The organism is Neorhizobium fuzhouense (genome assembly GCF_042611105.1).
GTDB lineage: Bacteria > Pseudomonadota > Alphaproteobacteria > Rhizobiales > Rhizobiaceae > Neorhizobium > Neorhizobium galegae_A.
On sequence record NZ_JBHFFP010000016.1, the window covers coordinates 24,806 to 49,136 of the forward strand.

Sequence of the window (24,331 nt, forward strand, 5' to 3'; positions counted from 1 at the left end):
CGTCGGTCCTCTTGCCCGGCGTAAGAGAGCCGATCTCTTTGGAAAGCCCCAACACATGAGCGCCGCTCAAGGTACCAACACGAATGGCATCTCGATCGCCTCAGCGCCTAACCTTCTGGCCTGCAGCGTCGAAGAAATGCAGATGGGCCTGCGGAAAGTTGACATCGATTTCTCCCTGCATCCCCAGAAACTTCCGATCAAGGGTGAACGCCTTGAAAGCGACAGCGCCAAGCTTGAGGTGAACGATGATGCCAAAACCGGTGGGCTCGACAAGATCGACGGATGCTTTCAAACGGTCAGGTCCCTCCGCGCCAAGGACGACATGCTCCGGCCTGATCCCAAGCGTTCCCGTTTGCCCTTCGCCAAGGCCGATAGCCCTGCCGAGTGGCAGGACTGCGCCTCCATGAAGGGCAAAGCGGGCAGCGCCGTCGATTGCCTCGCAGCGACCTTCAAAAAAGTTCATCCCGGGCGAGCCGATGAAACCTGCCACGAACAGGTTGGCAGGATTGTCGTAAAGCTCGAGCGGACTGCCCACCTGCTGGATCACGCCGCCATGCATGGCAACGATACGATCGGCGAGCGTCATTGCCTCAATCTGGTCGTGGGTGACATAGATGGAGGTTGCGCCCAGATCCTTGTGCAGTTTCTTAATCTCGGCGCGCATCTGTTCGCGCAGGCGCGCGTCGAGGTTTGAGAGCGGCTCGTCAAACAGGAAGGCCTTCGGCTGGCGCACGATGGCGCGGCCCATGGCAACGCGCTGACGCTGGCCGCCGGATAGCGCCTTTGGCCGCCGTTCCATCAGGGGGCCGAGACCGAGCTTGGCGGCAGCGCCGGAGACCAGAGCCTCGATCTTTTCCGAGGCAAACCGGCGGATCTTCAGACTATAGCGCATGTTGCCGGCCACGCTCATATGCGGGTAGAGCGCATAGGACTGGAACACCATGGCAATGTCGCGGTCCTTCGGCGCCCGTTCGTTCACCCGCTCTCCGTCGATGCGGATCTCCCCATCCGTGACGTGCTCGAGACCGGCAATCATGCGTAGCAATGTCGACTTGCCGCAGCCCGAGGGGCCCACCAGCACCACGAATTCGCCGTCTTCGATCTTGAGGTCGACATCATTGAGTACCGGTAGGATGCCGTAGGATTTTTGGATGTTGGCGATATCAATCGATGCCATGGGAATGCTCCATCAGCCTTTTACGGCGCCGGCCGTCAGGCCCTGAACGAGGTAACGTTGGATCAGCAGGAAGAACAGGCAGGCCGGCACGAGCGCCATGACGCCAGCCGCCATCATCTGCCCGAAATCGACCGAGAACTTTGACACGAAAGACAGTAGCCCGACCGGGAAGGTTGCCGATGCATTGCCCGAGATCAGCATGAGCGAGAACAGAAGTTCGCTCCACGCTGCGGTGAACACGAAACCAAGGGTGGCGGCGATGCCCGGAAGCGTCAGCGGCAGGATGATCTGCCGGAAGGCACCGAACTGGGTTGCGCCATCAATCATCGCCGCCTCCTCCAGATCTTTCGGAATGCCGTCGAAGAAGGACTGCATCAAGAAAGTGGCAAAGGGCACGTTGAAGGCGGAATAGACGATGACCAACCCGGTCAGGCTGTTGGTGAGGCCAAGCGGGGAGAGGATTTTGAAAATTGGCGCCACCAGCATGACAAGCGGGAACATTTGAGTGAGCAACATCAAACCGATCAGGGCGTATTTGCCACGGAATTGAAATCGCGACAGGGCATAGCCAGCTGTTGAGGCAAACAGCGTCACGATGATGGCGGTCGAGCCGGACACGATCAGGCTGTTCTTGAAGAAGATAGGGAAATCGCTGTGCTTCAGCACGAAGTCGAAATGTTCAAAGCTGGTGCGTGAAGGCCACATGCGGATGCCTTCCGAATAGAGCAGCTTGTTGGGCGTGACCGAAACCTTCAGCAGCCAGTAGAGCGGAAACAGGGCGAAGACGAGATAGACCAGGATTGCGACGCGATGGGCTGCAATGGCGAGGACACGTTTGCCGGTCATGGGTTCAATCCTTGCTCAATAGCCATTGGCGCAACAGGACAATCAGCATCGAATAGGTGATCAAAAGCACCAGAAGCACGAGCGCGATGGCCGAGGCATAGCCGAAATCCAGCCGCTTGAAGGCTTGGGTGAAAATGTAGCTGGCCACGATCTGAGTGCGGTCGGCGGGCCCGCCATTGGTCATGACGATAATCAGGTCGGCAAAATTCGACACCCAGACGGTGCGCAACAGAACCGTGATGGCAATGGTCGGCGCCAGAAACGGCAGAGTGATCGACAGGAACCGACGCACGGGCCCTGCCCCATCGATACTGGCAGCCTCGTAGAGATCGCGCGGAATGGCCTGAAGTGCTGCCAGGAGCGTAATGGAGAAAAACGGGATGCCCCACCAGACATTGGCGACAATCGGACCCCACATGGCAAGCTGCGGATCCGACAGGATGTTTGAGGGTGCCGGCAGGATGCCGAACGAAAACAGCCAGTGGGGAATGGGCCCGACCACCGGGTTGAACAGCCAGGCCCAGTTAAGGCCCGCCAGGAAACTCGGCACCGCCCAGGGCAGGAAAATCAGCGCCTGCACGACGGCCCGGCCGAAAAACGGCTTGTCCAACAAAAGCGCCAGGATCAGGCCGAAGACGAATTGCAGGACAACCGATGCCCCCGTCCACCACAGCGTGTTGCGCAGCGCCCGATAAAAGGCCTGATCCTTCGACAGGGTGACGAAATGATCGAGGCCGATGAAGCCGCCCGAAAACGGCTTCAGCAGTTGCACCTCGCGAAAGGCATAGGAGATGCCGAGCACCAGGGGCACCAGCATCACGGTGACGATCAGGATCAGCACCGGCGCGCTATAAAGATAGGGCGCGGCTGCATCGGCGAACCGCTTTTTCAGCGTCCGGCGATCGCCCAGGTGACCGGGGCGGATGGCAGCGGTTGAGGACATGGGTCGGGTATCCGGTTCGCGGCCGCCGGGAGCAGGCCGGGTTCACTGTCGGTCGGCGTGCCGGGGCCAGCAGGCGGTAAGTCCTGCAGGCCCCGGTTCCGATGCTGCTACTTGGTGGCGAGGAACTTCTTCTGCGCCGCCGTCAGGTACTCAGCCCACTGCTTGGCCAAGTCTTCGGGCGTGATATCGCCCAGCATGGCTTCCTGCGTGGTCTTGATCGCCAGGCTGTCCTTGAAATAGGCGAACTCTTCCAGATAGGTCGGCATGACTGTCGGGATGGCGTTCTTGTCGGCAAGTTCATCGAACCAGCCCTTGAACTGCTCTCCTGCATAGAAGGGATCTTTTTCCGCAGCCTTCAGCGCCGGCAGCGCGCCGATGCGCTTGTTCCACTCGATATTGCCTTCCGGGCCTTCGAGTGTTGCGATCAGTTTCCAGGACAGGTCCTTGTGGGTGCTGGCCGACATCATCGACCAGCCGGCATAACCGATCGTCGGGAAGGTCTTGCCCGACGGGCCCTTGGGCATCGGCACGACGGCGTAATCGGCCGCATTCATGCGCTCGCTGATGGCGATCAGCGCATCCGGATCCTGGTCAAGCATGGCGCAGGTGCCCGTGTAGAAGCCGGCCACGATCTCGTTGAAGCCCCAGTTGACGCTGTCCTTCGGTGCATAGCCCTTCTTGTAGAGATCGACCATCCAGGTGATGCCCTTGACCCAGTCCGGCTCACTGAACTTGGAGGTGCCATCGGCATTGAAGAAATTGTTGTCGCCGGCCATGTTGGCCGCAAACATCATCCAGCCGTTGAGGCCGCCCGGGCCGCCACGCATGCAGTAGCCGTATTTGCCGGGCAGTTTCGAGATCTTTTCCGATGCCGCAACGAATTCGTCCATGGTCTTGGGCGGTCCGGCAACGCCTGCCTCGGCGAAGATCTTCTTGTTGTAGAACATCGCCCGGAGGTAAAATCCGTAGGGCAGCATGTAGGCCGTGTTCTTCACGTCGCGGCCAAGTTCAAGAGCCCGATCGGTCAGGCCTGCCGTGTGCTCCCAGGTCTTAAGGTAAGGTTCAAGGCTCTCCACCATGCCGTTATTGGCATAAAGCGACAGCCAGGTATCGGGCATTTCCATGACGTCGGGGATCTCGCCGGCCGACACCATGGTTGCGAATTTCTGGAATGCTTCGCCCCAGGGCAAGGAAATGATTTCGACGGTGGTGCCGGGGTTGGCCGCTTCGAACTTTGCGACGATCGATTTCAGCGTCTCGGTGCGCTCCGGGCTGGTGATGACTTCCACCAGTTTCAGCTTGGTATCGGCCAAGGCCGTGCCGGCCATCAGCGCTGTAAGAGCGGTTGCAAGGATCAGTTTCTTCATGTTCTTCCCTCCTGGTTGGTTTTCTGGCTTCAGTTGTCTTGAATGTCAGTCTGTCGCGGCGGCAAGTGCTGCCTCGAGATCACTCCAGAGAACCTCCGTTCCCTCCAGCCCGACGTGGAGCCGGACCGAGCGCGCGCTGATGCCAAAGGCTTCTGCGGAATTGGGCTGCGCCTTCTGCGCAAGCACGACTTCACCGGGCACGATGAGGCTCTCATGCCCGCCCCAGCTGACACCCAGCTTGAAAAGCTGCAGCGTGTCGGCAAAGGTGCGGACATTGACGCCTTCGCGCACAATGAACGAAAACAGGCCGGATGTACCGGTGAGGCCCGGCGGCAGTCGGTTGGCAAGACCCGGGTAACAGACGGTCTCGACAGCAGCATGGGCCTGCAGCCGCCGTGCGATCTCCACCGCCGAACGCTCATGCGCCTTCATGCGGATCGGCAGGGTGCGCAGACCACGGATCAGCAGCCAGGCATCGAACGGCGAAAGCTTGCCGCCGAGATAGGGATAGGCCTCGGCGCGGATGCGGCCGATCAGGTCTTTCGATCCGGCAACAACGCCTGCTACCACATCGCTATGGCCCCCAAGATATTTGGAGGCGGAGTGGATCACGAGATTGACACCGAGCCCAATCGGTTGCTGGAAAATCGGGCTTGCCCAACTGTTGTCGATGACGCTGAGCACGCCGTGGCTGCGGGCCAATGTGGCAAGTGCTGCGACGTCATGCGTTTCCATCACCCAGCTGGTGGGGCTTTCCATGTAGAAAAGCTTGGCGCCGGGCAGCGCGCGTGCGACCTCCGCCTCATCACGCCCATCGACATAGGTGACCTCGACATTCATGCGCTTGAGCAGCGTGCCAAACAGCCGATAAGCGTCGGGATAGACATGGCGCACGGCAACGATCCGGTCTCCCGGCTGGACAAAGGACAGGACCGTCGAGGAAATCGCCGACATGCCGCTCGCAAAACCAAGCGCATCCTCTGCCCCTTCGAGCTTTGCCAGCATCTCCTCGAACATCCGGACGGTGGGGTTGAGACCGCGCGTATAGATCGGACGGACCTTCTCGCCGCGATAGGAGGCGATCATGTCGTCGTAATCGGTGAAGGTGAACAGCGAGGTCTGCACGATCGGCGGCACCACGGCGTCATAGGCGTTGCTCGCGTCATGGGCGACGATGAGGGAAGCTTCCTCCGAGGGGTCAAAGCCGTGGGTCATTGGGACATGTCCTTGATGTCTTCCTCGACGATTGCGAGGATCTTCAGTGTTTCTGCGCGTGCCGCCTCGGGATCGCGGGCGGCGATGGCGTTAAACAGCGTGCGGTGGAAGGGAAACGAGCGACGGGCGAAATCCGGTCGGTCGAACGGCCTGTCCCAGAAGCGCTCGAAGGCGCCGCGCATCTGCTCCAGCAACTGCTTGAACAGCGGGTTGTGAGTGGCGTCATAGATCGCCAGATGGAACTGCAAGTCCTCGGGGCCGGATGTGCCCTTGGACAGATGCACCCGCTCCATCTCGTTGAGCTTTCGTTCGATGTCCTCAAGGTCGGCATCGGTGCGCCTGAGAGCGGCCACCATGCCCGCCTCCGCCTCGATGCCGCGGCGCACCTCCAGCGTCTGCAGAAGAGCGTCCCGAAGATGGGCGGTTTCCATCGATAGCGGCATGTGAATGGTGGTGCCGGAAATCGCCCGCAGCAGATAGGTTCCACTGCCCTTGCGAGCCTCAACGACACCAAGCGCCTGAAAATGCCGGATGACTTCGCGGATGGTGGACCGCCCGACTGCCAGCGCCTGCATCAACTCGCGCTCGGCAGGCAATCGATCGCCGGGCTCAAGCCGGGCGTGCGCGATGTAATCTGCCAGAGCAGCCATGACCTGCTGCGCCCGGTCCGCCGTGGGAAGGGGCACAAGGACCGCTTTGTGATCCAAATTTGTCATCCGGCATCAGCTCCGATATCAGAATTGGTCTGACATCTGAGCAATAATGCAAATCACGGCCAAGCCGTCAAGGCATCAAACACGCCAAAATAGACGGCACCCTCGGGCGAGGAACGGCGGATTGGTGCTTCGAGATTTGCGGGCCGCGCGCGTCGCGCTCATGTCAGTTGCGTCAACGCTGCCTCTTCTGGACAGTAAGCCGATCAACAAAGCAGTGGAGACGGCGTTCGGGGGACACCTACAGTTGCTATCGTGGGTTCTGCCGAGCTGAGGATACCACTCGGGAAAATCGTTCCTTACCCAGTGCCGTTTTACAAACGACAGCCCCCGGCTTTGGCATCCGGCCGTTGCATCATCCATCTACATTTGCCGTGAGTGCTTTCTCGCATGGGCAGGAATTGATTTATATTCTAACCGGTTACTGGGCGTCAGCGTATGGATCTCACAACTCCTCGCACTGCTCTTGATGGGGTGCGACCGGCGGCCGCTGTACGCCCCAGAGTGTGTCGGCTACGTTTTTCCTCCAATCCGGTCAGAGAGGACGGTCGGTGTCGGGGACTGTCTGGCGGTTAGGAGGTGTCTAGAGTTCAGAGCATTCATCCAGGCAGCAAGCGATGTGGCCTGGGTTCAACCTACGCAGCAGAAAATCGCTCGGGTAAGGAGGACCGAATAAAGGTGGCTTGCGTCGGCGTTCTGTCCATTAAATTACGAGCCCTTGAGGGTCCGGTGGATATAGCGTCCCCGGCCTGTGCCACCTTCAACAAGCTGGCGATTGCGCATCGCAAACTGTCCCCGCACCATTGTATGCTCGATCGCGCCGCGAAAACGTTTGCCTTCGTAAATCGAGTAACCCGCGGAGCTGACGACATCCTTGCGCTCGAGCGTCCATTCGGCATCGAGATCGATCATCGCCAGATCGGCATCCATTCCAGGTGCAATGGCCCCTTTGACATGATCGAGACCCATCAGGCGTGCAGGATTGGTCGATGTCAGTTGAGCGATCCGCTCCAGAGACAGACCGCGGGCATGGTAGCCATCGGTCAGGAGCACAGGCAGCATCGTTTCGAGACCCGGGCAGCCCGGCGATGCCGACCAGATATCGGCAGATTTGGACGCAATATCTCGATGGACATGGTCGGTTCCAATCGTGTCGATCTCGCCATTCAGCAACCCCTGCCAGAGCCGCTCCCTGTCTGCCGGCTCGCGCAGCGGCGGATTGATCTTGCCGGTCTTTCCGCCCTCCCAGGTAACATCATGCGTCAGGTAGTGCGGGCAGGTTTCGAAATAGACTTGCGCACCCCGCGCACGGTGCAGGAGACCAAGTTCAAGCGCCTCTTTGGACGAGGTATGCACAACATAAAGCGGCGCACCGGCCTGCTGTGCGAGGTAAGCGGAACGCTGGACCGCGTCCGCTTCAACGAAGGGAGGACGCGAGGCGTTCCACAGGGCCAAGTCATCAAGAGCGCCGCGATCTGCCTTCAATCTGTCGCGCAGGACCCAGGCAACCTCGATATTCTCGGGGTGCGGACAGACCATCCCCCCATTGGCCGCGGCCAGTTCGCAAAGCCTGAACAGAAAAGCGTCGTCGATGTCCGGGAGGCCGAGCCGCTTGCCCTCCCCACCCCGATTGTTCATGAAGATCTTGAACGTCGGCGCCCCCATTTCATGGGCATAGCGGGGCACGCCTGCGAGCTGTTCCGGCGTCGATATAATGAAATGGTAGCCGAAATCGATGCGTGCTCCCGCTTCGGTCACCTTGACCACATCGTCAAAGACCGACTCGAAGGGGTCGGTCGCCATCAGAAAGGGAATGAAGCAGGTGATGCCGCCGGCGACCGCGGCTGCGGTTTCGCGATCAGCGTCTTCCGGCACGCGCGGTCGCGAGATGTCAGTTGCATGCCCGAGATGCAGATGGGGATCGATTGCACCCGGCAGGATTACAAGACCGGCAGCAGAGAAATTTTCCGACGCCTCGAGCGGGCTGCCGGGTTCGAGGATCGCCAGGATGCGCCCGTTGGAAATGGCGAGATCGCAACGCGTCCTGCCCTTTCCGGGCAAGATCACATCACCATCACGAATGGCAAGATCGCAGGAAAACATCGGCTGGCACTCGCTTGTCTCAATTGACAGTATGATCGTGGGCGGCTGACGACGGTCAGATCGCTTTGAGCTTCTCGAGGATGTCCTCTGTTGACGCCACATCCGCGTATTTCGAGGCCATATCAAACAGGTTGACCGCATGCGAGGTGGGGGAGCGATCGTAAACCGCATCCTGCGGTACGATCGTCTTGAAGTTATAGGCGAACGAGTCGACAACCGAGCCACGCACGCATCCGCTTGTGGAGCAACCTGTGATCACAACCGTGTCGGCCTGAGCGTTGATCAGATAGCTTGCCAGAGGCGTTCCAAAAAACGCGCTCGGATGCTTTTTCGGCAGCAGCGTATCGCCCTCAACGGGCGCAATCTCTTTGACGAAGTTGTATCCTTCCGTCGGAATGTCCATGATCGCGGGGATCTTTTCGGACAGGCGACCCGCGTCAAACGAGAGTTTTGGCGCTACATGGGGATACATGACCGGCCAACCTTTGGCGCGGAACAAGTCCAAAAGAGCACGAATTTTATGAACGGCAGCCCAAGCCGTCTCGCCGCAGGAGGTAGCGTATTCCTTGATCGCCTCCTCCATGGGCATCGGCCTTGATCCGACGGTGCGATACTGCACGTCAATGATCAAAAGCGCAGGGCGCTTCCCCAGGCCGGACGAGCGACCAAAGCCAACCGCCTTGTAGGCAGCCTGTTCTGCCTCACTGATGATGCCGTCCCACGGATAGCTCATTCCGCCGCTCCCATCTTCAAATCTTTCAGCGTGTAGCGCTGTTCAAGTGCGTCCCAAGCATCCTTGGAGACCACACGCTGGCGCTCTTCAAATGTCGCGAGCTGCCCGGCCACCGCATCGAGTGATCCGGTCTGCTTCAATGCGCCGAGAACTTCATATTGAGCCCGGACCGAAGCCTGCAAGGCGGCATTGGCATAGAGCACGAGCGAAAAGCCCATTTTCGTCATTTCGCTGCGGCCGGGATCGGGCGTCTTGCCGCCAAATACGATATTGGCCACTTGTGGCACTGCAATCTTGCCCGGAATTTGAGCGAGTTCGTCCAGGGAACGTGGCGCTTCGACGAAAGTCAGATCAGCGCCGATCTCTGCAAAGGCCTGGGCCCGCTCTATTGCCCTATCAAGACCCTCGACGGCGGCAGCATCGGTCCGCGCGATGATCTGAAGATCCGGATCGATCCGTGTATCGAGTGCAGCCTTCAACTTGTCGAGCATCTCACTTAGCGGAATGACATCCTTGCCGGAAAAGTGTCCGCATTTCTTCGGGAAGACCTGGTCTTCGATCTGGATGCCAGCGGCGCCAGCTCTTTCCAGCGAACGGATGGTGCGAACCATGTTCAGAGGATTTCCAAACCCGGTATCGGCATCGACAATGATCGGCAGGTCGATGGCATCCGAAATGGCCGAAGCGGCCGAGACCACCTCCGTCAGCGTGGTCAGCCCGATGTCCGGAACGCCGAATGTCGTATTGGCGAGGCCTGCACCGGTCAGATAGACGACTTCGAAGCCTAGATCCTCGATGACCCGGGCACTTAGGGCATTTGCAGCCCCTGGCACGGGAAGAGCCTGACGACGGGCGACAATTGCTTTGAGCTGCTTCGCCTTGGACATATGACGACGTTTTCCTTCATGCTTGAGTAGTTGCTCCAAGCATAGCCGCGGATAGCCATCTGTCAACAGTCTACAAATTATGACGACATTGAACTTTTCCACGCAATCAGGCTCCTCTCTGATCGAGGAACTGAGAAATTAACGCCATTTTTGGGACCGAGCCATCAGTCGGGAACTTTTCACGGCAAACTGTTGACAGATTGCGATCCGTGAGAAAGTGTTAGCGCGCGAACCGGGGTAATGAGACATGACCGATACAAAATACGAATTCGACAGCACAAGAACCCGCGACGGATATGGAGCGATCGATATCGTCACCAATTTCTACACGCCGCAGGTCATTGCAGAAGGCCGCGTCCCGACAGACGAGAACTTTCGCGACCAGGTCCGCATGGAAGAAGGCCCCCGAAAAGGCTTAACTCCAGAAGAATACATCGAAAAGATGGACCGGGCGGGCATTGAGCGCTCGCTGCTGATTGCAACGCGCTGCGGTGATCGGCGCATGAGCACGTCGACGGAAATCCCCTACGAATACATCTACGAAGCCTGTCAGAAATATCCCCACAGGTACTCCGGTCTCGCCGGGATCAACCCGTTGCTCGGCATTTCAGGCCTGAAGGAGCTGGACAAGGCTGTGCATGAATACGGTTTTGTCGGCGCACACCTCTATCCGCACTGGTTTGGGCAGTCACCGGAGGCTGCGATCTACTACCCCTACTACGCGCGGTGCGCCGAACTGGGCATTCCCATCATGATGCAGGTCGGCCACTGCCTTGTGTATCGATCGGATAACCGGCTGGCGACCGTCGCTCACCCGATGGCTCTCGACCGCATTGCGATTGATTTTCCGGAACTGACCATCATTGGCATTCATCTGGGATACCCGTGGACGGAAGAGATGATCAGTGTCGCCACCAAACACCGGAACGTCTTCATGTGCGGTGATGCCTACGCCCCCAAACACTGGGGTGCGTCAGCCGTCCACTTTGCCAACACATACGGGCAGGACAAATTCCTGTTCGGAACAGACTGGTGGGTGATCGACCCGGAACGGGCCATGCGTGAAATCCATGAGTTTGACATGCGCCCCGCTTCCAAGCGCAAGTTGCTGCGCGACAACGCCTTGAAGGTTTTCAACCTTCCGGGCTGAGCCTAACGGGGAAGGACGCTGCGCGCGCCTTCCCCTCACCCTACGATGACAGACCCCGATCGGGATATCAGATCGCGCGTTCGGGTCGACGCGGCTGTTCAACCGTCAGCGCGGCAAGTGAGCTGTAGCGAGCATTGCGCAGGTGCATGCGCATGGCGGCCTCGGCGCGATCCGGATCACGGCTCTCCAGCGCCTCAACAATCTGCCGATGCTCCTTCAACGCCGCCTGGGCACGGCCTGGCTGGGTGCTGGATTTGCGGCGATGGATTCGCAGCTGATAATAGATTTCATTCATCAGCATGCGCTCGATTCGGTCGCATTTGGCTCCATGGATGATGGCAAAGTGAAAATCGTCGTCCCGCGGACGCTGTACGTAAGCTTCCCCGGAGGCGAGTTCCGGCTTGTGGGAATGACTTTCCAGCAAGTCGCGAAGATCATCCAATTGCTTGACCGTCATGCGTTCCGCAGCAAGCCGGGCTGACATGCCTTCAAGCGCTTCGCGCGTCAGGAATAGCGATTCAAGGTCGTCTCTCGTAAATGATATGACATGAACGCCAATCCGCGGCGTTCGCTTGACCAGTCGTCCTTCAAGGCGCCCAAGGGCCTCGCGCAATGGCCCACGGCTAATGCCAAGATTGCGCGCAAGCTCTGCCTCTGAAAGCCGTTGCCCCGGGTCAAACTCACCGGATGTGATCGCCTCGACGACCTTGTCGAAGGCTTCGGCGCTTAGGGAAGATTTAATAATCGGCTGAATGTTCGACATGCCAAGCTCCTTGAGCGCATAGGGCAGTAAAGCTGGTCGTGCTTATAAAGACAATGCCGTAGATTGCTTCACGCATACCAGCAGACGTTCGATGTTGGAATTGAAATCCTGGGTTTCATATGCACATTGAGAGCTGGCCCCATGAGGCGCAACAATCCCGATATCCCTTTTGAAAATCCAAGCTCCGATTCAGTTTCCTTCCCTGGATGACGCAAGTTCTCGGCTGAGCGCTTCCGCCTTTGTTATTCTTGAAAGATATCCCGCGGTATCGGCACGCCGTGCATGCAGCAAACCAAATGCCGTTGCAGACGCCGAATGCATCGCCAATCCTGCAACAATCGTCTCGACTGCGGCGTCCAGTTCGGAACGAGGCACCTTGTGCGAAACCAAACCGATTTCGAACGCACGGTCGGCCGAAATCGCTGCGCCGCTTAGCGCAAGCTGCATTGCATGTCCATGTGCTATGCGATCTTCCAGTGCAGCAAGTACCACGAATGGGAATATTCCCAGATTGATTTCCGGCAAGGCGAAACGGGCATCGTCGCACGTGACAACCAGATCGCAGCTCGCAAGCAATCCCATACCGCCAGCATAGCAATGCCCGTTGATGCGCGCGACGCGTGGTTTCGGCAGCAGGCAGGTCTGCCGCAAATAATCGCCAAGACCGGTTGTCCTGTCTGACGCGAGATCCTCAAGAAATGTTTCATCCGCGGAAAGGTCAGCGCCGGCGCAAAATGCGAGAGAACCCTCCCCCGTCAGGACGACAACGCGAATAGAACCATCCTCATCCGCCCTGCGCATCAGGGCGGCGAGACGGGCAAAATGTTTCCGCGCCAGCGCATTGCGCTTGTGCTGGCGGCATATTGTAAGTGTGGCGACAGCCCCCGAAACCTCATAGGTTATGTCATCCATCAGCGCGCCTGGCGCAAGTCCACGATCCGTTTCGGCTTCGCCGGAAGAGTGGGATCGTAGATCGTGTCACGCGCCACCAGTTCCACGATCGGACGCAGGTTCGTCAGGCGCTTGACCTCTGCAATCATCCGTTCAGAGATCGTATCGGCCTGTCCCTGAGCGGGCGCGAGCCGGACAACGAGTTCATCCATGGAAAACGGATCGCTGGGATCCTGAGAGGTCACGACAATCTGGTATTCGTCGATGCCGGGCATACGATCGAATTCTTCCTTGAGATTGCCAAGATTGACGAGAGCTCCCCTCACCTTGATGATGTCGCCCACACGGGCGGGCTTGGAGGAAAGACGGACGGATGTCCGGCCGCAATGCGGACATTTCTCGTGCGTGAGCGATCCCACATCGCCCATCTTGTAGCGAAGGAAAACGGTGCCGCGCCGATTAAGATGGGTGACGGCCAGCATACCGCTCTCACCGTCAGCCACGTGCTTGCCCGTTTCATCGTCAACGACCTCATGAAACAGCTGATCGGGCAGAACGCTATGAAAGCCGCTCCCTTCGCAGCATTCGATCATCGTACCACCCTGCTCCGTCGATCCGTAACGGTTGACGATGACCGTATCGGCGCAGCCAAGGGCACGCATGCGTTGACGGAAATCCTCGCGCATGGCCGGTGAAGACGCTTCACCCGTCGTCATCACCATGCGGACGCTGCTGAAATCCGCGCCGCTTTCCTGGGCCCGGATGAGGATACGGCGCACGAAGCCGGCGACGCCCCAAAGGACGGTGGCACGATGGCGCGCAATGGAGGCAACGGCCTGATCAAGGGAGCGGTTCACCGGGAACATGGAATCGGTGCGGCCTGTGTTGCCGAACAGGATCGCCGCGCCGACAGCGCCCGCTTCGTCCGCGGCGCGCGAATATGCGCCCATGGGAAAGCCCGTCATCGGAAAAAGATTGGCGATGAGATCGGTCTCACGCAGACCAATCATCTCTCGGCGATCCTGGAACGCGTACATATACGCAAAATGATCATGGGCGGTGACATAGATCGGCGCAGGTTTGCCGGTCGTCGTCCCGGTCGTGTAGATTATCTTCCACAGGATCCCCTCGTTTCCGGGCAGTCCTTCCGGCCGCATTCGGAACGCATCGGGGTCTGCAAGGAATTCCTTCTTCGAGCATGGCGGGAGACGATCAAGCTCCGCCCTGTTTCGGATATGCTCCGGACGAAGACCCTCCGAGCGCATCAGCTTTGAATAGTAAGGATGGTGCTCGTAGCACAATTCCACCATCTGTTGGATGAGCTTATCCTGCAAGGCTTGCACCGCCTCAACCGGCTGGCGCAACATGTCAGGAAGAGTGAAGCTTCTTTCGCTGGATGTCATTGTTTGATGTTCCGTCACAAGATCGAAGGTATGCGGTCGTCCGGCCGGGCGAAGCGAGGCTGAACCTCGCCCCGCCCAGGCGTTTCACTTGAAATCGTAGAGACGAACGAAGCCATCCGGCCAGGGATTGTAGTCAATCGTCTTCTTGACGCCGTAGGCCTGCATTTCGTCATAGAGCGGAAGGTGATAGCGATTCTCGTTGCTGCGACGGAAGGCCTGGCCGATCAGCTGCTTTTGCTTGGCCACATCCGTTGTCATCCGCTGCTCTTTCAGCAGGCGATCGATTTCCTTGTCGACCCGGTAGGCGTGCGAGCCGTCTTCGTACATGGTCGTCAACACCGTTTCGGCATGATACTGCGACGATCCGAAGGCGAAAAAGTACATGCTATCCAGCTTCGACTGCAGCCAAAGCGGGAAAAAGGCTGTGAACTCCATCGGCTTGATTTCGACCTTGAGCCCGATCGCCGTCATATAGCCGGCGATTGCCTGTACGACTTCATTCGCCATGACGATGTTGTTGTTAGGGTACTGGATGGAGATCACTTCACCCTTATATCCCGACTTGGCAACAAGCTCTTTTGCTGCGGCCGGATCGAATTTGGTCGGCGTGAGTGACGGATCGTAACCGATGTTCATCGGGGGCACCATGATGCCAGTCGGCTTTCCAAGCCCCCGAAGCAGCTTGTCAGCAATCGCAGTTCGATCGATCCCGCGATCAATCGCTTCGCGGATCATCGGGTTGTCCAACGGCGGCTTGTTGACGTTGAAGGCGACGAAGATGACCCGAAATCCGGGTGCGATGTCCACCTTCAAATCGGAGGAACTCTTCAACTGCGCCATGAGTGCCGGCGGAAGCGCCGGAACGAGATCGACTTCGCCGGAGAGAAGTGCTGACGCGCGGCTTGCTTCAGAGGGGATCGGGCGGAATGTGGCCGTCTTGATTGCCGGCGCGCCGCGCCAGTAATTCTCGTTGGCCTCAAGCACCATGCGATCGTCCTTGACCCATTGCACGAACTTGTAAGGCCCCGTCCCCACCGGCTTGGTCGCGTATCCCTGGTCGCCAACCTTGTCAAAATACGTCTTCGACATGATGTTCAGGTAGCTGATCTGGCGGTAAAAAATGCCGTAAGGCTGGATCAGCGTGAACTTCACCGTGTAGTCGTCAACCTTTTCCACCGTCTTCACCAGCTTGATGAAGGTGCGCACGGGGGTGGTGTTGTCACTGAGGACTCGGTTGACCGTGAAAATCACGTCGTCGGCGGTAAACGGACTGCCGTCATGGAACTTGACATTCTTGCGCAGCTTGAATGTCCAAGTCAGAAGATCGGCCGACGGCTCCCAGGATTCCGCCAGGCGCGGGTTCATCTGGCCATCGCGCTGCAATTCCGTCAACGCGTCGAAGACGTTCAGACGATAGTTGAAGCCGAGCGGCGAGGTATCCTTGCTGGGATCAAGGCCGGGGAAATCCCCGGGTAGCGCGACGGTAAGGGTCTTCGGCGCAGCGAGAGACAAGGTCGGCGCTGCTAGCAGCCCGGCTGCCAGCGTCGCAGCACCCATCGTCGTCATCAGCCTACGAAAGAAATTCATCAGCTTCTCCTGAATGCACGGGGTTCAATCACGGGTCCGGACCCCATTCGGAATTCGAAAGCTTCGACAAGGAGAAACAGGAGCCAGCACAAGAACGAAGAAACCGCTCCCGTGCATCGCATTCCACCCGATCGCCAGGGGTGTTCGTTGATGTTCCCCTATGCCCTGACGATCCTGCGTCTCGCTTTGATCAACAGGCTAAGGCGCCAACTGATAACTGTCAACAGTTGTCTTTTGATCAAGAGACGGATCTGTTAGCGTCGCTGAGGACATGAAACCCAAACTGGACAGCAGAGGCTCGACATGCGTGACCACATAGACTTCATCCAGGCGCAATACCTTGACTGGCAAGCCGCTGAGCGCATCGGCTATCCCGATGCCCGCTTGAAGCTGCTCAGTGAAGATTACGAGACGGGGGCGGTCAGCACCATCCTGACGCTGCCCGAACACTGGGAGCGGCCGGCGGGAGCGCAGCCTTTCGACGAGGAGATCTATATCCTCGATGGCACACTGACGATCGAGGCCATGGTTTATACCGCCCATTGCTATGCCTTCCTGCCGGCCGGATATGATGCGAATGCGATTGCCACGCGCCACGGTGTGACGCTTCTCTATTTCCGTTCGGAGCCGATCGAAGAAGGCTTGCGGACCGATCAGGCGAAGATCGAAGCACGCCTCGTCCGGCAGTTCGATGTGTCCGCCGGTCAGTGGGATGGAGATTTCGACAAGTTCGGGCTTGGCAGCATGAAGGCGGGGGCGCGCATGCGCGTGCTTCGGCAAGACCCATTCTCCGGCGAGACAACCTATATCACGGCCACCATAGCCTTCCGACGCGGCGAGCAGGCAGAGCGACATCCGATCGCCCAGGAGTTCTTCATGCTGTCCGGCGAACTGGCCGGCCCACTCGGCACCATGCAGGCAGGAGCCTATTGCATTCGCCCTCCCATGGCCAAGCATGCCCCTTACGGTTCTCCAACGGGTGCGCTGATCCTGTTCCGCGGCTTCGGCGGCAGCCAGGAGACCTTCTGGGAGGATACGGATCCGTTCACCTTCTATCCCGAGCACCGCCCGATCCTGCCCGACCACCTCAAGCCTCTTGGCAAACGCTATCCGCCGCAATCGCGCTACTAGGGATCATCAACTGGCGCGCGCCAAGGCCTTGGCGCGCTCTGCCGCAAACGCAAATACGTCGCCTGGATCGCTGGTGATTGCGCAGGATGCCTTCACCGATGCCAGCCGCTCAGCCACCGGATAGCGCAGCACCAGCTGCCATATGGTTCGGTAATGCGTCGGTTGCCTCAAAAGAACAACAGCGCGACGGTGCAGCCAGGCGGGATCGATACGGGGTTCGGTCGTCTTGGCATTCGCAAGGGTGCGTCTGTTCCACGGCCACCATAGCTCCTGGTCACGCAGATGATGCCAGAGCTTCAGGAAATTCCCCCCTGCCCATTCAGGGGAAATGTCGGGCGCATAATCGTCAGCAAAATCAGCCGGATCGTCCATTTCGAGCGCTGGAGGTGAGCGAAGCGTCATGCCTGCAATCAACTCGGGCATGCGCCGGTCAAGCTCCAGCGCAATCGCCGCCGACGTTCCATGGGCGTGAATGTAAAGCCGATCGACAGCCAACCGCGTGATGACGTCGATGATCTGGTTAATCCAGATATCGATTGAAACGGGCTCAGGGGGACGAAGAATGGACTGACCGTTGCCCCATGGGTCGATGGCGAGCACCGGCCCCTGCAACGACAGCGCCCTGATCTCTTCAACATGCAGATCGATGCTGCCAGGAAGATCCGGCAAATACAGTGTCAGGACGCCCTCGCGATCCATGGCTTCAGCGCGGCAGTAGGTGGCGCCGTTCTTCGTCGTGATATAATCGCGCCACGAGGATCGGGTGACAAAATCAGGACCGACGTAGGCTGGCGCCGGCTGGTCCGGTGCATGCTCAATGAGCAGGTCAAGCTCTTCAAGCGCGGCCTTCTCATGATCGCGTGCAAAGACATGCACTTTGGCGCTTTCAGGATAAAGCGGCACAGTCTTGTACTGGCTGTCACCCGGCCGATTACCGTAGATGACGGGGACCTCCACTTTATCGATCATGGCAAGCCCGGGATGCCGGAAGGCGGAGGCATAAACTTTGGCGTAGGTTTCTCTGGCCGTCAACAATTCCGTGGCTCCGCGATAGAGAAAGTCGATATCCGGTAAGTCGGTATCGGCGCGCTGTGACAAAAGCGGCCGGTCCCAAGGCCAGAACATATGCTGTTCCCGGTAACGGAACCAAGCCCAGGTCAAATGTCCGCCGTCCCAGGTCGGTGTGATCGGCGTCAGATATTCCGCAAGCCGCTCCTCTGTGTAGGGCTTGGCAAAAACAGGAAAGCCGTCGGTCAGCACGAAGCTGCAGAGATCCGGATGTCGGCGTGCCAGCTCCACCGCAACCCCTGCCCCGGTGTGGCGACCATACAGCATGACCTTGGGCAGCGAGAGCAGACGGATCCCTTCCGCTATTGCGTCTGCGAGGTCGGCTGTCGAGATCTCCTCCCGATCCGGCAGGCCCGAAAGGCCGAAGCCCGGCAAATCGAACGCGATCGTGGTGAAATGGTCCGACCATGCGTTCTGGAGCGGCTCCATGACGCGCAGCGAACAGGGCGCCGCATGCAACATGACCAGAGGGGGACCTTCCCCCTGCCTGGCATAATGGAGCAACGTCCCATTAATCTCTAGAAAACCCTTGAACATCGGCTTGCGCGCTCTTGTAGGCGACTGCGTCCCTGTCGACATTGACTGCTCCCACTGCAAAACTGTTGACAGTTTACATGTCAAATCGATATGCATGTCCAGTGTCTTTACGACCTTTTTTGATAGCAGCGGAGACAATCACGATGACCCGAGCGGACGATGCTGTTGGCCGCAGCCACCTGCTGGCGCAATTGGGCGCCGCACTCCCCGGCATCAGGCTGAGTGTGTCTGATCTGTCCCTGTATCAGACTGATATTTATTACGTTTCTGAGCACCTGCCGATTGCGGCTGTCTCCCCGTGCTCCACCGAACAGGTCGCAGCGCTGGTCATGGCCGCAAACCGGCTAGGGATCACTCTCGCAAGCCGCGGGGCAGGCCTCTCCTACAGCGCAGGCTACATCGCCGAAAACGACAGGACCGTCCTCGTCGACATGACGCACATGGACCAAATCTGCGATGTGCAACCTCAGGATCGCTACATCACCGTCGAAGCGGGGGTCACATGGTCCAGGCTTCGCGACGTTTTGAAGCCCTATGGACTGACGACCCCGTTTTGGGGAACATTTTCCGGCCTTCATGCCACCGTCGGCGCCACTGTGTCGCAGGGCGGCAAGTTTTACGGCTCGGCATCGCGCGGGACATCTGCAGAAAGCGTGCTTGGCCTGCAAGTGGTGACAGGAATGGGTGAGGTTCTCACGACGGGTTCCGCCGCTTCGATCAGCGAGGCGTCCCCATTCTTCCGCAATTACGGGCCGGATCTCACGGGGCTCTTCCTCGGCGATTGTGGCGCATTCGGCATCAAGACCCGCATCACGCTGCAACTGATCCCGATAGCAGCAGAGACCGGCTTCAGCTCCTTCTCGTTTGACGACCCCGGGGCGCAGCTCGGCGCCATGGGCCAGATCGGTGCGGAACTCCTGGCGAGCGAGTGTCTTGGCATGGATCCATTCACAGCGCGCAGCCGCATGGCAAGCGAAGGCATTACCAGCGACCTAGCCACGCTCGTCGGGATCGTCAAGGGAAGCGGCTCACTCCTTTCCGGCCTGAAGGATGCGGCTCTGATTGCCGCCAGCGGCAGACGCTTTGCCGACAAGGTCGGCTATCTGATGAACTGCGTCTGTGAGGGGCGCGACGCAGCAGACTTGCGATCAAAGTTGAAGCGCGTCCGGCAGATCGCCACCGCCGCAGGGGGGCGCCCTATTCCAGCCTCGATCCCGCGGGTCATGCGGGCCATGCCATTTCCGCGCATGAACGGACTGCTCACACCCTCCGCGAAGCGCATGAACTGGCTGCACACCGTGGTCCCGAATTCGCGGGGCGGTGAATGCTTCACAAGAACCGAGGAGATCTTTTCGCGGCATGCCGACCTGATGAAAGAATGCGGTATAGACAGAGGTTACCTGCTCTCGACGCACGGCCCATCCGGCGTCGGGGTCGAGACATTGATCCGCTGGTCCGACGCGCCCTATGCGCTTCACACGCATTTCATGACCGATGCGGAAAGATCAAAAATCAAGCAGCGTCCGGCAAATCCCTGCTCTGCCCAGGCCGTTCGCGAAATCTCCAAAGATATTGTCGAGGCCTGGCGCGGTTTGAGCGGCGTCCACATGCAGATTGGTCGCAAATATCCTTATTTCGCGACCCGTCAGCCTGGTACGGCCAAGCTGCTGGAAGATCTGAAAACGAACCTCGATCCCAACAACATCATCAATCCGGGCAATCTCTTCGCCATTCACCAATAGGCAGCACAACAGCTCAAAGAAAGGACGCCGCAGTCTGGATATACTGCGGCGTCCTTTTCATGTGCCGATCTTTGACGACCAATCAGCCGTGACCGCTTGCCTGCTTGGCAGGTGCCGCCAAGCTCGCCTGGCTTGTCTGCGATTGCAGGGGCTGGCCGGGGAACAGGCATGCGCTCAGATGTCCAGCTCCCGTCCGCGGCTTCAGCTCCGGCTCGGTCTGCGCGCAATCGTCCAATGCACGGAAGCAACGGGTCCGAAATGCGCAGCCGCTCGGTGGCGACAGCGGATTGGGGAGATCGCCCTTCAACACGATGCGGCCTTCGCCGTGGGTCGCGTCGGGGCGCGGAATGGAAGAAAGCAAGGCCTGGGTGTAGGGATGTGCCGGTGCGTCGAAAACCTGCCGAACCGATCCATGCTCAACAATCCGACCGAGATACATCACGGCAACCTCATCGGAGATATGACGGACAACCGAGAGATCGTGTGAGATGAACACGTAAGTGAGGCCCATCTCATCCTGCAGCTTCTTCAACAGATTGATGATTTGCGCCTGGATCGACACATCGAGTGCCGAAACGGCTTCGTCAAGGATGAGAACATCCGGATGAAGCGCGAGCGCCCGCGCAATTGCAATGCGTTGCCGCTGTCCACCTGAAAATTCCGGCGGACGCCGGCGTCCGGCATCCGGTGTAAGGCCGACATGGGCAAGCAGTTCATTGATCCGCTCCGGCGAATATTTGCCGTGAATGCGCAGGGGTTCGGCAATCACCTCATGGATTGTCATGCGCGGGTCCAGCGACGAGTAAGGATCCTGAAACACGACCTGGAGGTCGCGGCGCTTGTTTCGCAAGCGCGTCCCACGCAACTGCGTGAAGGGCTCTCCGTTCAGATAAACATCGCCTCCGGAAGCGCCGAGCAGGCGAAGCAACACGCGCGCCAGTGTGGATTTTCCACATCCCGACTCACCCACCAGCCCAAGCGTACGACCGCGAGGAAGCTCAAACGAAATATCGCGCAGAGCATTGAGCCTTTGGCCTTTTCCAAAGAGGCTCACGCCGATCTGGAATTCCTTTCGAAGCTTTTCCACTTTCAGGATCGGCTCAAGGGAAGTTTTACCATCGGGCAAGCTGCGATCCACGATCTGGACAGCCTTTTCCTGCGCATCCCGCCAATCGGCGGTTTCGTTGCTGAAGTGGCAGGCAACGGCACTATCGGCACCCGTTGCTTGAAGCGCTGGCTTCTGTTCGCGACACTGAGAGCGCCCGTTCGACATGGCACAACGGGGATGAAAAACGCAGCCGCTCGGTCGGTTCGCAAGATCGGGCACGAAGCCGGAAATTGAGTAGAGTTCCTTCACCTCGCGATCCACGCGCGGCAGGCTGGCGATCAGGCCGGCCGTATAGGGATGATCGGGCCGGCTGAAAAGCTTGGTGGCCGGCGACGTCTCCATCATCCGCCCGCCATACATGACTGCCATGCGATCGGCGGTTTCCGCCACGAGGCCGAGGTCGTGCGTGATCAGCACCATGGCAGCTTTTGTGCGCGCCCGCACCTCGGCGAGCACGGACATCACCTGCGCTTGGATCGTGACATCGAGCGCGGTTGTCGGCTCATCGGCAATCAGGAGATCCGGCTCGTTGGCCATGGCAATGGCAATCACGACACGCTGGCGCATGCCGCCCGAAAACTCGTTGGGAAATTGGTGGTAACGCTTTTCCGGGTTTGGAATACCAACCAGCGTCAGAAGTTCGACCACGCGGCCCTTCACATCCTGCTTTGCCATATCGGGATTGTGCAGACGAACCGCCTCCCCGATCTGTTTTCCGACACTCAGGACGGGATTGAGAGTGGTCATCGGGTCCTGGAAGACAATCGCCATGCTCTTGCCGCGGACAGCCCGCATGTCTGCAAACGACATCTTCGACAACTCTTTGCCACGCAGCTTGATGCTGCCGGAAACCACCTTCAGCGGTTCAGCGAGAAGTCCCAATACGGCGAGCATGGTGATGCTTTTGCCCGAACCGGATTCACCGACGATGCCGAAGACCTCGTTCTGCCGAACATCGAACGAAACATCATCGACCAGGCGTACGGGCCCGTTTGCACCGGGAACCTCGATAGTGAGATTGCGGACACTGAGGACGATATCAGTCAGCACCGGCTTTTCCGCGTTGATATGACTGTTCGTCATTATTTTGACCTTTCGGGAGCACCGGCAACCTCACCTTCGGCGGTGAAAGCCTGGGAGAGGAATTGCAGACCGGCAACCAGAATGAAGAGAGCAATGCTCGGCAGGATGGCAAGTGACGGCGCCAGCGCCAGATAGCTTTGGCCTTCTGCAACCATCATTCCCCAGCTTGGCAACGGCGGCTGCACACCCAGACCGAGATAGCTGAGCGAGGCCTCCATGACGATGATCTGTCCGAACTCGTAGGACCCTACGATCAGCATCTGCGGCATGACGTTGGGAAGAAGATGCTTGCGAATATTCCATGCCGCCGTAGCACCTTGCGTGCGGGCTGAAAGAACAAACTCGCGCTCCCTCAGGCTGAGCGCCATGCCACGCGCGACGCGGCCGTAGGAGACCCAGCTTGTGAGGCCGAGCAGGATGGCAAGATTGGTGACGCTCGGCCCGACGATGGCGCTGACGGCAATGAGCAGCAGCACACGCGGTATGGAGAGCTGCAAATCCGCAAGACCCATGATTGCCGCCTCGACCGGACCACGGAAAAAGCCAGCAACGAGGCCCAGAAACACGCCGACGACCAGGCTGACTGCAACAGCTCCAAGGCCGATCAGCGTCGATACCTGGCCCGCCAGTGCCAAACGGCTCAAAATGTCGCGGCCAAGGGTGTCCGATCCCAGCAGATAGAGCTTGCCATCGAACGAGGTTTCTCCGATCGGCACCAGGCTCCCTGCCAGGTTTTGTGTGTAAGGGTCATAAATCGGCAGGAAGGGAGTAACCACCATGAACAATACGATAGCAGCCAACAGACCGACCGCCAGAGTTCGGGACAGATCAAAACGCATCAGACCATCCTCACACGCGGATCGAGAAAGCCGTAGAGCACATCGACGATCAAGTTGATGACGACGAACATCAGAGAAATGAGAAACACGCCGGCGATAATCACTGGAAAATCACGCTGGCTGACGGACTGGACGATCAACCTGCCAACCCCCGGCCAGCTGAACACAGTTTCCGTCACGACTGTCCCACCGAGCAGAAGGCCCAGATTGATGCCTGCGACGGTGACAAGCGGCAGCAGCGCATTGGGAAGCATATGCTGGAGCAAAACCTGGATCTTGCCCTGTCCCTTGGCGTAGGCCGTTCGAACGTAGTCCTGCCGCTGCTCGGTCGCGAGCGAGGCGTTGAACAATCTGAGGTACAGGGCAAGCTCGTAAGTGCCCAGCGTCAGCGCCGGGAGCACAAGATGTGCCAAGGTTCCGCGACCGAGCGAAGGAAGCCACTTCAGCCAGACCGAAAAGACGAGGATCATCAGCAAGCCGAAGGAAAAGATCGGGATGGCCTGCCGCCCAAGGGCGACCCACATGATCACCTGGCGCAGGAGGCGTGACGGCGTCATACGCATTGTGATGCCGAAGACGAAAGCGAGGCTTATGCCGACCACGAAGGAGGTCAGCGCAAGCTCCAGTGTCGCCGGCACTCTTTCTAGCACGAGGTCCATGGCAGACACATTTTGGCGCAGCGAAACGCCAAAATCGCCATGCAGCACGTTCCAGATAAAGTCAAGATACTGGACGATGAGCGGACGATCGAGGCCCAGCGACTGTCTCACGCGGGCAATGTCATCGGCCGTTGCCTCGGCGGAAAGCTGCAGCACCGCTGGATCCCCCGCTAACCGAACAAGGAAAAATGCTGCGGTGATCACGCCCAACACCGTCAGCGCGGATTGCAGGAGGCGCTTGATAAGGAATAGTGTCATTAGACCTCCTTCGGCTCAGGCCGCATCACGCAACCGATCCTGAGGTGAGAGTTCCCGTTTCTTATTCTGCCACGAAAGGTAGCGCGCAACGCACGGAACTGTCAACAGTCTGCAATACGGTGTACGAG

20 protein-coding genes are annotated in these 24,331 nt (G+C 58.8%); 3 read left to right on the plus strand and 17 right to left on the minus strand.

Going from position 1 to position 24,331, the window contains the following annotated elements; all coding sequences use genetic code 11:
• Positions 1-100: 100 nt before the first annotated feature.
• From ACEXP3_RS22500 to ACEXP3_RS22540, 9 genes are all read right to left on the minus strand, one after another.
• A complete protein-coding gene (locus ACEXP3_RS22500; protein WP_377299443.1) occupies positions 101-1,177 on the minus strand; it encodes an ABC transporter ATP-binding protein in 1,077 nt (358 codons plus the stop codon).
• Between the two features lie 12 nt (positions 1,178-1,189).
• On the minus strand, positions 1,190-2,023 hold the full coding sequence (locus ACEXP3_RS22505; protein WP_377299444.1) for a carbohydrate ABC transporter permease: 834 nt from the start codon (positions 2,021-2,023) through the stop codon (positions 1,190-1,192).
• A gap of 4 nt (positions 2,024-2,027) precedes the next feature.
• Complete coding sequence (locus ACEXP3_RS22510) at positions 2,028-2,966, minus strand: carbohydrate ABC transporter permease (RefSeq protein WP_377299445.1); 939 nt, start codon at positions 2,964-2,966, stop codon at positions 2,028-2,030.
• A gap of 107 nt (positions 2,967-3,073) precedes the next feature.
• A complete protein-coding gene (locus ACEXP3_RS22515; RefSeq protein ID WP_377299446.1) occupies positions 3,074-4,333 on the minus strand; it encodes an ABC transporter substrate-binding protein in 1,260 nt (419 codons plus the stop codon).
• A gap of 45 nt (positions 4,334-4,378) precedes the next feature.
• On the minus strand, positions 4,379-5,548 hold the full coding sequence (locus ACEXP3_RS22520; protein WP_377299447.1) for a PLP-dependent transferase: 1,170 nt from the start codon (positions 5,546-5,548) through the stop codon (positions 4,379-4,381).
• Positions 5,545-6,264, minus strand: a complete 720-nt coding sequence (locus tag ACEXP3_RS22525) for a FadR/GntR family transcriptional regulator (protein WP_377299448.1) — start codon at positions 6,262-6,264, stop codon at positions 5,545-5,547. Before ACEXP3_RS22525 ends, ACEXP3_RS22520 begins: the two co-directional genes overlap by 4 nt.
• Positions 6,265-6,969: 705 nt before the next feature.
• The gene (locus ACEXP3_RS22530; protein ID WP_377299449.1) at positions 6,970-8,466 is read right to left on the minus strand and encodes a dihydroorotase; all 1,497 of its coding nucleotides are present in this window, start codon (positions 8,464-8,466) and stop codon (positions 6,970-6,972) included.
• Positions 8,420-9,097 carry an isochorismatase family protein gene (locus ACEXP3_RS22535; protein WP_377299450.1) on the minus strand — a complete coding sequence of 226 codons (678 nt, stop codon included), beginning with the start codon at positions 9,095-9,097 and terminating at the stop codon, positions 8,420-8,422. The genes ACEXP3_RS22530 and ACEXP3_RS22535 overlap by 47 nt, the downstream gene beginning before the upstream one ends.
• A complete protein-coding gene (locus tag ACEXP3_RS22540) occupies positions 9,094-10,086 on the minus strand; it encodes an isocitrate lyase/PEP mutase family protein (RefSeq protein ID WP_377299451.1) in 993 nt (330 codons plus the stop codon). The genes ACEXP3_RS22535 and ACEXP3_RS22540 overlap by 4 nt, the downstream gene beginning before the upstream one ends.
• A 145-nt stretch (positions 10,087-10,231) precedes the next feature.
• Between ACEXP3_RS22540 and ACEXP3_RS22545 the strand changes: the two genes are divergently transcribed.
• Complete coding sequence (locus tag ACEXP3_RS22545; protein WP_377299452.1) at positions 10,232-11,134, plus strand: amidohydrolase family protein; 903 nt, start codon at positions 10,232-10,234, stop codon at positions 11,132-11,134.
• A gap of 67 nt (positions 11,135-11,201) precedes the next feature.
• Here the strand turns inward: ACEXP3_RS22545 and ACEXP3_RS22550 are convergent, their stop codons facing one another.
• The 4 genes from ACEXP3_RS22550 to ACEXP3_RS22565 all read right to left on the minus strand — a co-directional run bounded on the left by ACEXP3_RS22550 (position 11,202) and on the right by ACEXP3_RS22565 (position 15,778).
• The gene (locus ACEXP3_RS22550) at positions 11,202-11,897 is read right to left on the minus strand and encodes a GntR family transcriptional regulator (protein WP_377299453.1); all 696 of its coding nucleotides are present in this window, start codon (positions 11,895-11,897) and stop codon (positions 11,202-11,204) included.
• A 189-nt stretch (positions 11,898-12,086) separates the two neighbouring features.
• Positions 12,087-12,809: an enoyl-CoA hydratase/isomerase family protein gene (locus ACEXP3_RS22555; RefSeq protein ID WP_377299454.1), complete on the minus strand. Its 723-nt coding sequence runs from the start codon at positions 12,807-12,809 to the stop codon at positions 12,087-12,089.
• Positions 12,809-14,191, minus strand: coding sequence for a phenylacetate--CoA ligase family protein (locus ACEXP3_RS22560; RefSeq protein WP_377299455.1), 1,383 nt, complete (start codon positions 14,189-14,191; stop codon positions 12,809-12,811). Before ACEXP3_RS22560 ends, ACEXP3_RS22555 begins: the two co-directional genes overlap by 1 nt.
• Before the next feature lie 84 nt (positions 14,192-14,275).
• The gene (locus ACEXP3_RS22565) at positions 14,276-15,778 is read right to left on the minus strand and encodes an ABC transporter substrate-binding protein (RefSeq protein WP_377299456.1); all 1,503 of its coding nucleotides are present in this window, start codon (positions 15,776-15,778) and stop codon (positions 14,276-14,278) included.
• Positions 15,779-16,081: 303 nt separating this feature from the next.
• On the opposite strand from ACEXP3_RS22565, the gene ACEXP3_RS22570 reads away from it, so the two are divergent.
• Positions 16,082-16,909, plus strand: coding sequence for a cupin domain-containing protein (locus ACEXP3_RS22570; RefSeq protein ID WP_377299457.1), 828 nt, complete (start codon positions 16,082-16,084; stop codon positions 16,907-16,909).
• A gap of 6 nt (positions 16,910-16,915) precedes the next feature.
• Here ACEXP3_RS22570 and ACEXP3_RS22575 read toward each other — a convergent pair whose 3' ends face one another.
• A complete protein-coding gene (locus ACEXP3_RS22575; RefSeq protein ID WP_377299458.1) occupies positions 16,916-18,514 on the minus strand; it encodes an alpha/beta fold hydrolase in 1,599 nt (532 codons plus the stop codon).
• Positions 18,515-18,615: 101 nt separating this feature from the next.
• On the opposite strand from ACEXP3_RS22575, the gene ACEXP3_RS22580 reads away from it, so the two are divergent.
• Positions 18,616-20,256, plus strand: coding sequence for an FAD-binding oxidoreductase (locus ACEXP3_RS22580; RefSeq protein ID WP_377299459.1), 1,641 nt, complete (start codon positions 18,616-18,618; stop codon positions 20,254-20,256).
• Positions 20,257-20,338: 82 nt separating this feature from the next.
• On the opposite strand, the gene ACEXP3_RS22585 is transcribed toward ACEXP3_RS22580, so the two are convergent.
• The 3 genes from ACEXP3_RS22585 to ACEXP3_RS22595 are packed head-to-tail and all read right to left on the minus strand — an operon-like array spanning position 20,339 to position 24,203.
• Positions 20,339-22,447, minus strand: a complete 2,109-nt coding sequence (locus tag ACEXP3_RS22585; protein WP_377299460.1) for an ABC transporter ATP-binding protein — start codon at positions 22,445-22,447, stop codon at positions 20,339-20,341.
• Positions 22,447-23,286 carry an ABC transporter permease gene (locus ACEXP3_RS22590; protein ID WP_377299461.1) on the minus strand — a complete coding sequence of 280 codons (840 nt, stop codon included), beginning with the start codon at positions 23,284-23,286 and terminating at the stop codon, positions 22,447-22,449. The genes ACEXP3_RS22585 and ACEXP3_RS22590 overlap by 1 nt, the downstream gene beginning before the upstream one ends.
• Positions 23,286-24,203: an ABC transporter permease gene (locus tag ACEXP3_RS22595; RefSeq protein WP_377299462.1), complete on the minus strand. Its 918-nt coding sequence runs from the start codon at positions 24,201-24,203 to the stop codon at positions 23,286-23,288. The genes ACEXP3_RS22590 and ACEXP3_RS22595 overlap by 1 nt, the downstream gene beginning before the upstream one ends.
• Positions 24,204-24,331: the final 128 nt, after the last annotated feature.

Coding starts and splice junctions, on each gene's coding strand:
- ACEXP3_RS22530 (WP_377299449.1), bottom strand. CDS start 8,466: ATGTGGCGTCAACAGAGGACATCCTCGAGAAGCTCAAAGCGATCTGAC.
- ACEXP3_RS22565 (WP_377299456.1), bottom strand. CDS start 15,778: ATGAATTTCTTTCGTAGGCTGATGACGACGATGGGTGCTGCGACGCTG.
- ACEXP3_RS22525 (WP_377299448.1), bottom strand. CDS start 6,264: ATGACAAATTTGGATCACAAAGCGGTCCTTGTGCCCCTTCCCACGGCG.
- ACEXP3_RS22555 (WP_377299454.1), bottom strand. CDS start 12,809: ATGGATGACATAACCTATGAGGTTTCGGGGGCTGTCGCCACACTTACA.
- ACEXP3_RS22515 (WP_377299446.1), bottom strand. CDS start 4,333: ATGAAGAAACTGATCCTTGCAACCGCTCTTACAGCGCTGATGGCCGGC.
- ACEXP3_RS22550 (WP_377299453.1), bottom strand. CDS start 11,897: ATGTCGAACATTCAGCCGATTATTAAATCTTCCCTAAGCGCCGAAGCC.
- ACEXP3_RS22510 (WP_377299445.1), bottom strand. CDS start 2,966: ATGTCCTCAACCGCTGCCATCCGCCCCGGTCACCTGGGCGATCGCCGG.
- ACEXP3_RS22570 (WP_377299457.1), top strand. CDS start 16,082: ATGCGTGACCACATAGACTTCATCCAGGCGCAATACCTTGACTGGCAA.
- ACEXP3_RS22520 (WP_377299447.1), bottom strand. CDS start 5,548: ATGACCCACGGCTTTGACCCCTCGGAGGAAGCTTCCCTCATCGTCGCC.
- ACEXP3_RS22545 (WP_377299452.1), top strand. CDS start 10,232: ATGACCGATACAAAATACGAATTCGACAGCACAAGAACCCGCGACGGA.
- ACEXP3_RS22585 (WP_377299460.1), bottom strand. CDS start 22,447: ATGACGAACAGTCATATCAACGCGGAAAAGCCGGTGCTGACTGATATC.
- ACEXP3_RS22505 (WP_377299444.1), bottom strand. CDS start 2,023: ATGACCGGCAAACGTGTCCTCGCCATTGCAGCCCATCGCGTCGCAATC.
- ACEXP3_RS22560 (WP_377299455.1), bottom strand. CDS start 14,191: ATGACATCCAGCGAAAGAAGCTTCACTCTTCCTGACATGTTGCGCCAG.
- ACEXP3_RS22575 (WP_377299458.1), bottom strand. CDS start 18,514: ATGTTCAAGGGTTTTCTAGAGATTAATGGGACGTTGCTCCATTATGCC.
- ACEXP3_RS22595 (WP_377299462.1), bottom strand. CDS start 24,203: ATGACACTATTCCTTATCAAGCGCCTCCTGCAATCCGCGCTGACGGTG.
- ACEXP3_RS22590 (WP_377299461.1), bottom strand. CDS start 23,286: ATGCGTTTTGATCTGTCCCGAACTCTGGCGGTCGGTCTGTTGGCTGCT.
- ACEXP3_RS22500 (WP_377299443.1), bottom strand. CDS start 1,177: ATGGCATCGATTGATATCGCCAACATCCAAAAATCCTACGGCATCCTA.
- ACEXP3_RS22535 (WP_377299450.1), bottom strand. CDS start 9,097: ATGAGCTATCCGTGGGACGGCATCATCAGTGAGGCAGAACAGGCTGCC.